At 60.2% G+C, this 12351-nt stretch carries 14 protein-coding genes; 8 read left to right on the top strand and 6 right to left on the bottom strand.

Translation table 11 applies throughout. From position 1 onward, the window contains the following. The first annotated feature begins 103 nt into the window (after nucleotides 1–103). The 4 genes from H6A21_RS02960 to H6A21_RS02945 are packed head-to-tail and all read left to right on the top strand — an operon-like array spanning nucleotide 104 to nucleotide 2779. On the top strand, nucleotides 104–859 hold the full coding sequence (locus tag H6A21_RS02960; protein ID WP_204560098.1) for a CDP-alcohol phosphatidyltransferase family protein: 756 nt from the start codon (nucleotides 104–106) through the stop codon (nucleotides 857–859). 41 nt (nucleotides 860–900) lie between these two features. Next, entirely contained in the window at nucleotides 901–1335 is a 435-nt protein-coding gene (locus tag H6A21_RS02955) for an FHA domain-containing protein (RefSeq protein WP_204560097.1), read from the top strand. A 2-nt stretch (nucleotides 1336–1337) separates the two neighbouring features. Next, nucleotides 1338–2213 (top strand): MerR family transcriptional regulator, encoded by an 876-nt coding sequence (locus tag H6A21_RS02950; protein ID WP_428840753.1) that lies wholly within the window; start codon nucleotides 1338–1340, stop codon nucleotides 2211–2213. Between the two features lie 32 nt (nucleotides 2214–2245). Continuing rightward, nucleotides 2246–2779 (top strand): adenine phosphoribosyltransferase, encoded by a 534-nt coding sequence (locus H6A21_RS02945; RefSeq protein ID WP_204560096.1) that lies wholly within the window; start codon nucleotides 2246–2248, stop codon nucleotides 2777–2779. A gap of 403 nt (nucleotides 2780–3182) precedes the next feature. Here the strand turns inward: H6A21_RS02945 and H6A21_RS02940 are convergent, their stop codons facing one another. Continuing rightward, on the bottom strand, nucleotides 3183–3830 hold the full coding sequence (locus H6A21_RS02940; RefSeq protein ID WP_239462596.1) for a DUF1836 domain-containing protein: 648 nt from the start codon (nucleotides 3828–3830) through the stop codon (nucleotides 3183–3185). A gap of 147 nt (nucleotides 3831–3977) precedes the next feature. On the opposite strand from H6A21_RS02940, the gene H6A21_RS02935 reads away from it, so the two are divergent. Beyond that, complete coding sequence (locus tag H6A21_RS02935; RefSeq protein WP_204560095.1) at nucleotides 3978–4853, top strand: DegV family protein; 876 nt, start codon at nucleotides 3978–3980, stop codon at nucleotides 4851–4853. Nucleotides 4854–5503: 650 nt separating this feature from the next. On the opposite strand, the gene H6A21_RS02930 is transcribed toward H6A21_RS02935, so the two are convergent. Then, the gene (locus H6A21_RS02930; RefSeq protein WP_204560094.1) at nucleotides 5504–6445 is read right to left on the bottom strand and encodes an NAD(P)/FAD-dependent oxidoreductase; all 942 of its coding nucleotides are present in this window, start codon (nucleotides 6443–6445) and stop codon (nucleotides 5504–5506) included. Nucleotides 6446–6600: 155 nt separating this feature from the next. On the opposite strand from H6A21_RS02930, the gene H6A21_RS02925 reads away from it, so the two are divergent. Then, entirely contained in the window at nucleotides 6601–7911 is a 1311-nt protein-coding gene (locus tag H6A21_RS02925; protein WP_204560093.1) for an MGDG synthase family glycosyltransferase, read from the top strand. 80 nt (nucleotides 7912–7991) lie between these two features. On the opposite strand, the gene H6A21_RS02920 is transcribed toward H6A21_RS02925, so the two are convergent. The 4 genes from H6A21_RS02920 to H6A21_RS02905 all read right to left on the bottom strand — a co-directional run bounded on the left by H6A21_RS02920 (nucleotide 7992) and on the right by H6A21_RS02905 (nucleotide 10809). Continuing rightward, nucleotides 7992–9305 (bottom strand): NCS2 family permease, encoded by a 1314-nt coding sequence (locus tag H6A21_RS02920; RefSeq protein WP_204560092.1) that lies wholly within the window; start codon nucleotides 9303–9305, stop codon nucleotides 7992–7994. A 65-nt stretch (nucleotides 9306–9370) separates the two neighbouring features. Beyond that, complete coding sequence (gene dut / locus H6A21_RS02915; protein WP_204560091.1) at nucleotides 9371–9814, bottom strand: dUTP diphosphatase; 444 nt, start codon at nucleotides 9812–9814, stop codon at nucleotides 9371–9373. 4 nt (nucleotides 9815–9818) lie between these two features. Further along, nucleotides 9819–10262, bottom strand: coding sequence for a transcriptional regulator NrdR (gene nrdR / locus H6A21_RS02910; RefSeq protein WP_204560090.1), 444 nt, complete (start codon nucleotides 10260–10262; stop codon nucleotides 9819–9821). 124 nt (nucleotides 10263–10386) lie between these two features. Next, complete coding sequence (locus H6A21_RS02905; RefSeq protein WP_204560089.1) at nucleotides 10387–10809, bottom strand: LysM peptidoglycan-binding domain-containing protein; 423 nt, start codon at nucleotides 10807–10809, stop codon at nucleotides 10387–10389. Nucleotides 10810–10963: 154 nt separating this feature from the next. On the opposite strand from H6A21_RS02905, the gene lexA reads away from it, so the two are divergent. Together lexA and H6A21_RS02895 are read left to right on the top strand one after the other, a co-directional pair. Next, nucleotides 10964–11602 carry a transcriptional repressor LexA gene (gene lexA, locus H6A21_RS02900; RefSeq protein WP_204560088.1) on the top strand — a complete coding sequence of 213 codons (639 nt, stop codon included), beginning with the start codon at nucleotides 10964–10966 and terminating at the stop codon, nucleotides 11600–11602. 2 nt (nucleotides 11603–11604) lie between these two features. Continuing rightward, entirely contained in the window at nucleotides 11605–12345 is a 741-nt protein-coding gene (locus tag H6A21_RS02895) for a heparan-alpha-glucosaminide N-acetyltransferase domain-containing protein (protein WP_239462595.1), read from the top strand. Nucleotides 12346–12351 lie beyond the last annotated feature (6 nt).

Here is a 12351-nt window from a genome sequence, read left to right as displayed (position 1 = left end):
GCCGCATCAACTTGCTCATTCTTTTATGGTGCTTGCGTTACCGTCAGTCCAATCGGGTATCATTCCTCTAGTAAATTGCCAGCAAGAGCAATAGGGGAGCGACGTGAACCTCAAGAAGAAGATCAAAAAGGAGCTTATCGGCACGTCCGACTATCCCTCGAATAAGATTTTCACCATCTCCAACTTCATCACGTTCACGCGCCTCGTTCTCACATTCGTGTTCCTCTACCTCTTCATCAACAACGAGAACCGCTACGTCGCGCTTGCCGTCTACGCCGTCGCCGCCTCCACGGACTGGCTGGACGGCCAGATCGCCCGCATGACGAAAACCGTCAGCTGGCTCGGCAAGATGATGGACCCCGTCGTGGACCGCGCCCTGCTGTTCACCGGCGTCCTCGGCTTGGTCGGTCGCGGCGAGCTGCCCATCTGGGTCTGCGCGCTCATCATCGGTCGCGACGTCTATCTTGCCTGCGGCAATCTCGTCGTCCGTCACTTCCATAAGCGCCCGATCGATGTCGTCTACACCGGCAAGATCGCAACCGCCCTGCTCATGAGCGGCTTCTCGCTCATGCTGCTCGGTTTGCCCATCGTCGACGGCCCCCACCTCGTCGACGCTTCCATGACAATGCTTCCGGGACTGAACGGCCAGCCCGTCCCGCTCGGCATCTTCTTCGTGTACGGCGGCGTCATCTTCTCAATGATTACGGCCATCGTGTACACCGCAAAGGGCGCCATGGCGATCAAGCACGCCATCCAGCATCCCGAGGACGAGGATGTCGATTTCCTCAATCCGGAAATTGACGACTCCGATGATGTGCGCGACCCCGACACCGCCACAGCCCACGGTGGGGTAGAATAGACCTATCTGTTCGATTACCTTTCACGACGTGGGGAGAAACCATGACTGATATGCTTCATAATCCTACCGGCGTCGACCTGGCTGGAGATTCCACGTGCGTCTTCCGCATGCCTGTCGACGACGCCACGGTGCCGGACCTCATGAAGAGCGCCAAGAACCCCACGCCGGTCCTCACCATCATCAAGGGGCCTCAGACGGGCAACACCTTCGAGCTCGAAGGCACCGAGACCACCATCGGTCGCGATCCTGCGAACGCGATCTTCCTGAACGACATGACCGTGTCGCGCTCCCACGCCAAGATCATCAAGAACGCCGCCGGCGTCATGATCGAGGATCTGGGCTCGCTGAACGGCACGTGGGTCGACGGCGCCATCGTCAACTCGGCACCGCTGCACGACGGCTCTTCGGTGCAGATCGGCACATTCACGCTGATCTATCATGAGAGCCAGGCGGAGCGCATCGAAACCGGTGAGTAACGGTGGCTGAACGCAGTTACCTGAGCATCGGACAGGTCGTCAACTTCCTGCGCGGGGCATACCCGGACCTCTCGAACTCGAAGATTCGCTTCCTCGAGGACGAGGGGCTCATCACGCCTCACCGCACACCGAAGGGGTATCGTCAGTACTCCAAGGAAGACGTGGACCGGCTCGAAGTCATCCTGCATCTGCAGAAGACGCGCTACATGCCGCTGAACGTCATCAAGCAGAAGCTCGACAGCGCAACCGACCTCTCGACGCTCGCCTACGAGGTGGGCCTGCTTTCCGACCTGCCGATGAAGCAGGAGCCGAAGGAGACCCAGCAGAAGCTCCATCCCATCGAGGATATTCCGGACCTGCTTGGCGTCGAGATCTCGTTCATCCGCGCGCTTGCCGACAACGACCTCATCCGCATCGTCCGCAGCCCGCAGAACCGCGAGCTCGTCGACGGGCGCGACTTCAAGATCATCCGTTTGTGCGCCGAGCTCAACCGGTTCCACATCGAGCCGCGCAACCTGCGCCAGTACGTCGTGTCCGCCAACCGCGAGTCCCCGATGTTCGAGCAGGTGCTCATCGCCATGATGGGCTCTGACGATTCCGACGACGAGCGTGACACGAAGCTCGAGCGCGCCTTCACGAAGCTGCACGATCTCACCGACGGCGTCCATACGGCGCTGCTCAAGAACCGTGTGTTCGAGTCGCTCAACGCGGTCGTCGAGGACGCGGACCTTGACGACATCGACGATGAGATCTCGCGTGCGGAGGCGGCAAAGCAGGCAGCTACCGAAACCGACACCGAAGATACCTCGAAGAAGAAGTCTTCGCGCTCCACACCGCGGACGCGTCGCAGCACGTCTCGCAAGGCAAGTGACAAGTAAGCTGAAATCTGGAAAGGAACCCCAAGGAATCCATGGCAGATTTTGATTTTGAGTCCCGTATCGTCAGCATTCCCGACTTTCCCGAACCGGGTGTCATCTTCAAGGACATCACGCCCCTGTTTGCTGACCCCGACGCGCTCGATGCGGCCGTCGATGCGATCGCCGCGCATTTCGCCGATGCCGGCGTGACCAAGATCGTCGCTCCGGAGGCTCGCGGATTCATGATCGGAGCTCCTATCGCCTACAAGCTCGGCGTCGGCTTTATTCCCGCCCGTAAGCCCGGCAAGCTTCCCCGTGCCACCGTCTCGGTCTCCTACGAGCTCGAGTACGGCACGGACACGCTCGAGATCCACGAGGACGCCATTGAGCCGGGTGACCGCATCCTGCTCATCGACGACCTTATCGCCACTGGCGGCACCCTAAGCGCTGTGGCCAAGCTGGTACAGCAGATGGGCGCCGAGATCGCAGGCTACGGTTGCATCCTCGAACTCGATGCGCTGAAACCGCGCAAGGTGCTCGACCCGAACGGAACGACCGACATCTTCACGCTTATCCATGTGAAGTAGCGCATAACAACAGCAAGCATCTTTTTGAGGGGCGTCCTGCAGCGCCCCTCTCCTGTTTTAAAGCCGCCGCATCCCGCTTCCCAGTCATCGCCAGGATGCTCATAGTGGCGTGAACGCGCATCCGGCAGTCCAGGCCTCGCGAGGTGGCCAATCTGTCCGAAATGCAGCTTGATGATCAGCGTCTCACCGCGCGGCTCGGCCCCTGCGAGACCTCGAGGGCCTACTTTCAGTACTTTTGAGAGACCATTTTTTAAGCGACCACAACACTGTCGATTCGTTCAGACAAAAGCGCAGGTAGATATAGGTGTCCATTTTGTACGCTTTGGCGTCTCGTGAGAGCGGCTCGAAAAAAGTACTGATAGTAGCACCTCGAGGCCCAGAGCCGAGCCGAAGGGCCTCCGAACTACCGCCGCCTGTCCTCTTCGTATGCCGCATCGTAGCCGCAATACGCCAGATAGCTCATCAAAAAGGCCTTTGAGGCGAACGCGGCGGCCGCGCTCCGGACGAGCACGCTCTCACGCGTCACTACGTGGGCGCTGTCCTCGTGTTGAGCGGTACCGGCCGAAAAGGCATCGGCGACCGCATGGTTCAGCTCGGTCGCGATATAGTCGAATGCGACCTCGACGGGATACGTCATAAGCTGGATGGTGAACATCCGCGCAATGGCATCCATGGAGAGGAACTGTTTGAAGACGCAGATCACCAGCAGCCGGGCTATCTGCTCGCGCCCATAGAGCTTCTTCGTCGGGGCGGGCACCAAGCGCTGCTTGACGTAATTGTTGACCATGGCAGGAGTGAGCCAGGGTCCCTCCGCGCAAGAGGACAGAGGAGCGAGCACACCCTCGATGTAGCCGATAACCTGATCGCGATACAGATTGACATGGGGCAGCTCATCAAAAGAGGGAAAATGGAACTTCGACGCAGCCTGCGCGACATCGGATTTCAGGAACGCATCGGGTAGCGCCGTAGGGGAGAGGTCCTCGGCGGCAATATGCCTCGAAGTATCGGACATCGGAATGATCGTTGCCAAATGCTCCATGGCGCTCTCCATCCTTGCGTGAGTCCCGGCTCACAATTGAGCATACTCCTCAGTTCGATACTAATCTAGAATCAAATATTGTGATATCTGGTTTTACATACTAGAAGCCGGCTGCAGGCGTATACTGGGGTCAGCGTTCGTCAAGCGAAAGGAATCCCAATGTCTTGGGCAATCGTGACCGATTCAAGCTGCAACCTCCGTGCATGGAAGCCCACGGCTCCGAATACGTCCTTTTATTCTGTCCCGCTGACGATTCATGTGGGCGCAGAGGAGTTCGTGGATGACGAGAACCTCGACGTCGCCGAGCTGAACCGCTGCGTCGCTTCGTCAGAGGAAGCCTCTTCAAGCTCTTGCCCGAGCGTCGGCATCTGGGCGGAAACCTTCCGCACCGCCGATAACGTCATCGCGATCACCATCTCCGAGAACCTGTCTGGAAGCTATGAGGCGGCCTGCACGGCGCGCAACATCGTGATGGATGAGTACACGCGCGAGCATGCGGGCATCGTGTCGGGCAAGAACATCTACGTCCTGAACTCCCGCGCCACAGGCGGCAAGATGGAGCTCATCGTCGAGCTGCTGGATCAGTACCTGGCAGAACACCGGAACGCCACGTTCGATGAAGTCGTGACATATATCGCACACCTAGACGATTGCTCCACGGTTCTGTTCTCGCTCAGCAGCTACGACAACCTCATCAAGAGCGGCCGCATGCCCCGCCTAGCCGGGTCCATCGCCAGCAAGCTCAACATCCGCATGCTCGGCACAGCGAGCGACGAGGGAACGATTAAGATCATCGGGCCCACGCGTGGCGAGAAGAAGATGCTCCGCAAGGTTATCGAGTGCATGAAGGCAGACGGCTACAACGGCGGTCTCGCCTATATCGACCACGTCGATAACGAGCGCGCCGCAAGCGACCTCAAGGCGGAGATCGAGGCCGCGTGGCCGACCGCCACGGTGCGTCTGCTGCCGTGCGGAGGCCTGTGCTCGTACTACGCTGAGGAATCCGGTCTCATCATCGGATTCGAGTGGGCATAACCGTTTGAACAGCATGTTCTAGATGAAACCAACGGCCCTTCCTGCGACAGCGTGGGAAGGGCCGCTTTCCTTGGAATGTAACTCGTTCCAAGCTTACTTTACATAACATATATTATCGTGAATTCATACATGCTTTTCCAAGATAGTCTTAGCACGGGCATCAAGATACCGTCGAAAACCATACATAGAGACGAACCGGCTTTCGCCATCATAACGCGACTCACAAAAGACGGATTCGTCTCGCATTCGCAGGCGCCATCGCGAAGCACGCGGCGACGTCTCAGGAATACACACCGGTGCGCCTCGCTCACAGCACGCATATGACGAATCAAATATGGCACCATTGTATCGATTGGCCCAAAATGACTTGTCGACCAACCGAAGGCTCCGAGCCGGCATGTCCATGTTTTTCGGTACGCGCATAAGCTCCAACTAAGCCCACAAAGCCGTACATGCCGGCATCCGAATGCGGCCAACATGCAACCAGTCAATTCCATTTGATGCCGGTATGCGATCGATTGCCCGACTATCGCATAGCGAAGGACACCGCGCACGCTCTTCGAAACGAGCGCACGCGGTGTCCCCTATCACCTATATAGTTAGGTACCGAAGTGTATACACCACTCAGAAAGCACGTGCAGACGACCGCGTTATCGAAGCCCCTCGACATAAGAATATGCCGACGTCGCTGCGATGGCGCCATCGCTCACGGCGGTCACGACCTGGCGCAGGCGCTTGGAACGCATATCGCCCGCGCAGTACAGGCCAGGCGTCCGGGTCGCCATGCCGTCGTCGGTGAGCACTCCCCCGTCGGGCGCCCTGTCGACCAGAGGGGCGACAAGCTCGACAATCGGATCGGTTCCCGCAAACACGAACACGCCGACCGACCCCTGCGGGAACGTCTCGGTGACCGAACAACCCGTCTTGTTGTCGGTAAACGTGATCGCAGAGATCAGCTGCTCGCCCGACACCTCAGCAATTGAGGTCGAATAGCGCACGGACACGTTATCGCGCGCAAGCAGGCTGTCGACGCGACCCTTCGGAGCTCGGAACTCGTCACGACGAACGACCATGGTGACCGACTTGGCAATATGGGAAAGATAGAGTCCTTCCTCGCAGGCGGCGTTTCCGCCACCGACGACGAAGACGTTCTTTCCGCGATAGAACATGCCGTCGCACGTCGCGCAATACGAGACGCCGCGCCCGCGGAAGGTGTCCTCGCCCACAAAGCCGACGGTCCGAGGCGCGGCACCGGTTGCCACGATCACGCTCAAAGCGAAGATGGCGTCCCCGTCGGTTTGGATGACAAACGTACCGTTCTCGGCCCGCTCAAGGCCCGTCACCATAGCGTAGACAATCTCGGCACCCGCCGCTTCCGCATGGTCGAGCATCCTCTGGCCGAGCTCGGGACCCGATACGTCCGGAAGTCCGGGATAGTTATCGATCACATCGGTCGTGGCGATCTGGCCACCCGGCATACCCTGCTCGATGATGGCGGTCGACATGCTGGACCGAGCCGCATACAGGGCAGCGCTGGCGCCCGCAGGGCCGGCGCCGATGATGGCGACGTCGTAGATCTTCTCATCTTCCATGGATGATCCTCCCATCACGAAGTTTGCCTTCTCGTACCCACTTGAGTTCATTCGCATTCACAGGGCGCACACGTCAGCTATATCCTATGTTCATTCAATCGAAAAGCGCAACACGTACAATAATAAGGTGTCTGACCGTATTCGAGGGAGATGTGATGGCCCAGCAGGATTCGCAACCAGAACGCCTTGGCGTGCCCTCCGATCAGCCTCAGGATGAGACCGGAGCGCAGGCGGAAACGGATACCCGAGCGCCGCTCATCACCATCATGCACGCTTCGGTGGGCTCGGGCCACCGAGCGGCGGCAAACGCAGTCGCGCAGGCGATCGAGCGCATGCGCGGCGCCGAGGGCATTCCAGAAAACGTCCGCGTTGAGGTGATCGACGTCTTGGACTTCGGCCGCATCAAGTTCGACGGCAACAAGACCGCCGCTGCCTTCACGGGAGCCACCAGGCCAATCTACGATATCTGCTGGCGCTACACGCTGACAGGCCGACTGCTGTGGGGAGGCGGAACGGGATGGTCCCGCGTGATGTTCCCCGCATTCAACGCCTATATCGAGAACAAACGTCCCATCGCGGTGATCGCCACGCATATCACCGCCGCGAACGTCGCTGTGGGCGCACGCATGATCACCGGCATCGACTACCCGCTCGTCTGCATCCCGACCGACTACGAGACGGAAGGCTGGTGGCCGCACAAGGAAACCGATCTGTTCTGCGTCGCCACCGAGTTCATGGCCGAGACGCTCCGCCCGCGCCATGTCGAGGATTCCCGCATCGCCATCACCGGCATCCCCATCCGTGGCGGATTTGACGATGAATTGGATATCGATGCGTGCCGCGAGCGCTTCGGCTTGCCGAAAGACAAGCGCATCGTACTCGTAATGGCCGGTGCGAGCCTGCCGCAGCCCTATGTGCGGTTTCGAGCAGCCATCGAGGAGACGCTTCCCTACCTGCGCAGCTTCGAGCAGATGCACTTCGTGTTCCTGCCGGGGCGCGATAAGGACTACGCTCAGAAGCTCAATCGGATCTTCACGGGCATGAAACTCGAGAACGTCAGCGTTCTGGACTACGTCGAGGACATGGCATCGCTCATGCGCTCCTCCGACCTCGCGATCCTCAAATCCGGCGGTCTGGCCGTCACCGAGTGCCTATGCGCCAGGCTCCCGATGATTCTGTTGGGCAAGTCATATGGCCAGGAGAAATCCAACACGGCGATGCTTACTGGGTTCGGCGCCAGCATGCATGCAACGACGTCGCGCGAACTCATCTTGACGCTTCGCCACCTGCACGACAACCCGATGGCCCTGCAGGCGCTCCTGATCAACGCCGAGCCGCTGCGCAAGCCGCACGCCGCAGAGGATATCGTGCGCGATACCATGCGGCTCGTGAACGGACCGCGCCGTACGCGCGAGCGGCACTTCGCCGAATTCTATTGGGGCGATAAGCCCGCCCACATCCGTTAGCTGTGCCCAAGCGATACAAGAATGGGGTCCTCGATGAGGACCCCATTCATTTCATAGTTCTAGGGATGCGCGCAGCGAATCTAGAGCAGCAGGAAGTACGCCAAGAACGCTGCGGCAGCCACCCACATGAGCGGGCGAATCTGCTTCACGCGGCCGGTAACGATGGCGACGACGACGTAGGTGATGAAGCCGAGGCCGATGCCGTTCGAGATGGAATAGGTGAACGGGATGCCGGCGATGATCATGAACGTCGGGAAGCCGTCGAGCACGTCGAACCAATCGATCTCGGTGACTTCGCTCATCATGAGGAAGCCGACGAACACCAGGGCGCCGCAGGTGGCAGCGGAGCTGATGCAGGAGATGAGCGGCGAGAAGAACGCCGCGAGCAAAAACAGGATGCCCGCGAGCACCGAGGTCAGGCCGGAGCGACCGCCGTCAGCGGCGCCCGAGGCGGACTCGACGAACGTGGTGATGGACGATGCGCCCATGAGACCGCCCACAGCAGCGGCCGCGGAGTCGACGATAAGGATCGGCTTGATGTCCTCGACCTTGCCGTCATCGGTCAAAAACTCGCCCTGCTTCGCGACGGCCATGGCGGTACCCATGGTGTCGAAGAAGTCGCTCATCATGAGCGAGAACGCGAACAGCAGGATCGTCGGGGTCGTGATGGCCTTCACGATACCCATCACGCCGTCGGCATCGGCCATGAAGGGCGCGCCGAACGTCGAGAAATCGAGCGGGGCGACGACACCGGTCGGGGCCTGGGTGACACCCAGCGGAATACCGCAGATAGCGGCGATGAGGATGCCCCACAGCAGCGAGCCCTTGATGCTCATGGAATACAGGATGACCGTGGCGACGATGGAGATGAAGCCGACGAGGAACGTCGGATCGGTCACGTTGCCGAGCGCGACGAGCGTGTCCTCATTCGCGAGGATGATGCCGCCGTCCTTCAGGCCGATCATCGCGATGAAGAGACCCAGGCCGATGGAGATGCCGTGGCGCAGCGAGACCGGAATCGCGTCCATGATGGCCTCGCGCAGACCACAGAGCACGAGCAGAAGAATGGCGATACCCTCGATGAACACGACCGCCATGGCCGTCTGCCAACCGAGGCCCATCGCGCCGCACAGCGTGTAGGCGACGATGGAGTTGATGCCCATGCCCGACGCGCAGGCAAGAGGACGGTTGGCGAAAAGACCCATCGCGATCGTCATGACGCCGGCGCCCACGCAGGTGGCCGTCACCGCAGCCGTCATGGGTACGCCGCCCGCCTCAAGAATCAGCGGGTTGACAACGATGATGTAGGCCATAGCCAAGAAGGTCGTAAGACCCGCCCTCAGCTCGGTCGACACCGATGAGCCGCGCTCACCCAATTTGAAGAACTGTTCCATGTTCCCTTTCCCCCTCAGAAACGACAAAAGCGCCCCCTGTGGGGCGCTTATTCTTCGGCACCGCCTTAGACGGTACCGCTGGAACCGAATCCACCCGTCCCGCGATCGGTCGCATCGAGTTCATCGACCTCAACCAGATGCACAACGGGGACCTGCTGGATCACGAGCTGCGCGATGCGCTCACCGCGCTCGATAACGATAGGTTCATGCGCGTCGAGATTGACGGCGATGACCTTGAGCTCGCCGCGATAGTGCGCATCGATGAGACCGGGCGTGTTCGCGATGGAAAGGCCGACCTTCAGCGCAAGGCCGCTGCGGGGCTGCACGAAGCCGGCGTACCCGTCGGGCAGGCCGATGGCGAGACCCGTAGGAATCAAGACGCGCTCGAACGGAGCGATCGTCACCGTCTCGTTTGCACGCAAATCAAGTCCGGCATCCCCTTCATACGCGTAAGAAGGCAGCTGAACCGATGGGTCGAGCCGCTTGATCGAGACGTTCAATTCCTGCATCACATCACCTCAACCTGTTGAGTTCATCGATGAACTCATCGACATCCTGAAAATCCCGGTAAACAGAAGCAAAGCGAATATAGGCGACCTTATCGAGCTTCTGGAGACGCTTCAGGACCATCTCGCCGATCTCGTCGGATTCGACGGCCGTGAGCGTGCGACCGCGGAGCTCATGCTCGATATCGTCGATCAGCCCGTTGAGAGCGGAAAGGTCGATATCGCGCTTGGAGGTGGCGCGCATCAGGCCCACGAGCAGCTTGTTGCGGTCGAAGGGCTGCGTCGTCCCGTCGCGCTTGATAACCTCAATGGGATCCTCGCAGCGCTCAAACGTCGTGAAGCGGTATCCGCATGAACGGCACTCGCGGCGACGCTTGATGGCATTGGTGGCGTCTTGCATACGGGAATCGACGACACGGGTATCGTCCTTGCCGCATTTGGGACAGCGCATGGAACCCCTTTCCTGTTCGTCTGCCGAGGAACGTTGTTCAGGATACCACGCATCACGGTGGGAATCGGCACGAGCCCGTCTTTTAACTAACCGAAAGCCGATGGAAACGCCGGTGTGTCAAGCGTTAGCGCGCAGGAACGACCAGCCTCTGTCCGGCGCGCAGCATGCCGTCGGAAAGATCGTTCCAGGCGCGGACGATGCTCACGGTCTCACGCGTGCCGACGCCATCGGCGGGATGGGCATCCGCGATGGACCAGAGCGTGTCGCTCGGCTGGACGACGATCTCGAGGCGATCCGAAGAGGCTAGGGCCTGATCGTAGGCGGTCTGGTCCAAAGACAGAAAGGACAGACCCGCGAAGACGGCACCGATGACGATGGCGACGGCACACAGGTAGGACGCCACGCGCCGGGCAAGCGGACGAACGAGGGCGGCAGCGGTCGTGCTCGCAGAAACAAGGCCCTTCGTACCGTTGACAACGGTAAACGCGGTATGAGCGGGCTCGTATGCGAGAGCAAGGTTGCCGGAGGTGTAGGTGGTGCCGTTCATGTATATCTCCTCTCGTCTTGTTGACGATGGTAGGTATATCGCCTCGCGCGGACATTTTTCTGGCGTGAGAACGCGTGTTCGTATATGATTATGGTCGAACAGTTGTTCCCCGTCAATGAGAAATCGAACATCTGTTTGGTTGAAAGGAGCGCACATGGCCCGCAGCATCACGAAGCGCCAGCAGCAGATCTACGACTTCATACGCGCCTACCAGCATGAAAAGGGCTATCCGCCCAGCGTGCGCGAGATGGCCGCGGCCGTCGGGCTCTCCTCCCCCTCCACCGTCCACGCGCACCTCGCCGCCCTTGAGGATCACGGCCTCATCAAGCGCGACAAGACGAAACCCCGCGCGCTCGAGGTGTTCGAGCGGGATGCGGAATCTGAGAAGACTCCCGAGGTCACACAGGCGGCAAGCCGCGGCACCGTGTCGCTGCCCCTCGTTGGGCGCGTGGCCGCGGGTATCCCCATTCTCGCCGAGCAGAACATCGAGGACACCTTCACGCTGCCGACCGAGATCGCCACAGATTCGAGCTCGTTTATCCTCGAGGTTCACGGCAACTCGATGATCAACGCCGGTATCTTCAACGGCGACTACATCATCGTCCGGGAACAGCACAGCGCGATGAACGGAGAGATCGTCGTCGCGATGATCGACGGCGAGGCGACGGTCAAGACCTTCTACAAGGAGCAGGGTCGCGTGCGCCTGCAGCCTGAAAATGATGCGATGGAGCCCATCTTCGCCACCAATCCCGCGATCCTGGGCAAGGTCGTCGGCCTGATGCGCCGCATGTAGCCATGGCAGCTACGCATCAGGAGCAAACGCGGCCGCACGGCGGCCGCATTCCGTTTTTCGACACGCTGCGCGGTTTCACCGTCATCTCGATGGTCTGCTTCCATGCAGCCTATGATGCTGCCTACATCTACGGATACGGTCTCGATTGGTTTTTGAACCCCGTCATCCAAAACGTCTGGCGCGCGTCGATCAGCTGGGTCTTTCTGGCGCTCGCCGGCTGGATGTGCACCTTCAGCCGCAACAACGCCCGACGCGGTGCTCGATACGCAGCAGCTGCCCTGCTCGTATGGGTCGCCACGACCATCGCCGCCGTGGATACCCCCATCTCGTTCGGCATCCTGTTCTGCATGGCGGCAAGCACGCTGCTGTATGCGTTCGCGGCGCCGGCTCTCACGCGCATACCGCCGACTGCCGGTCTGCTCATCTGCCTTGCGTTGTTTGCCGCAACCTATACGGTTCCCGATACCCGCGTGACCTTCGAGGGACTTGCCTGGCTCGGATTCCCCGGGCCGACCTTCACCTCAGGCGATTACTACCCGATGATCCCCTTCACGTTCATGTATCTCGCGGGCACGTATGCGACGACGCTGTTCGCCAAGACGCACCCTAGAGGGTATCCCACCTGGATGCAGCGCATCGACGTGAAGCCGCTTGCCTTCATCGGACGCCACAGCCTGGCGGTCTACCTCGTACACCAGGTGCTTCTCGTCGTGGTCTTCGAGGCCCTGGCGCTCATCACCTAGCCAGAC

The organism is Collinsella tanakaei (assembly GCF_016902615.1).
In the GTDB taxonomy this organism is placed as follows: Bacteria; Actinomycetota; Coriobacteriia; order Coriobacteriales; family Coriobacteriaceae; genus Collinsella; species Collinsella tanakaei_A.
Note: the sequence above shows the minus strand (reverse complement) of the source record. Positions and strands in the feature narration are given on the sequence as shown.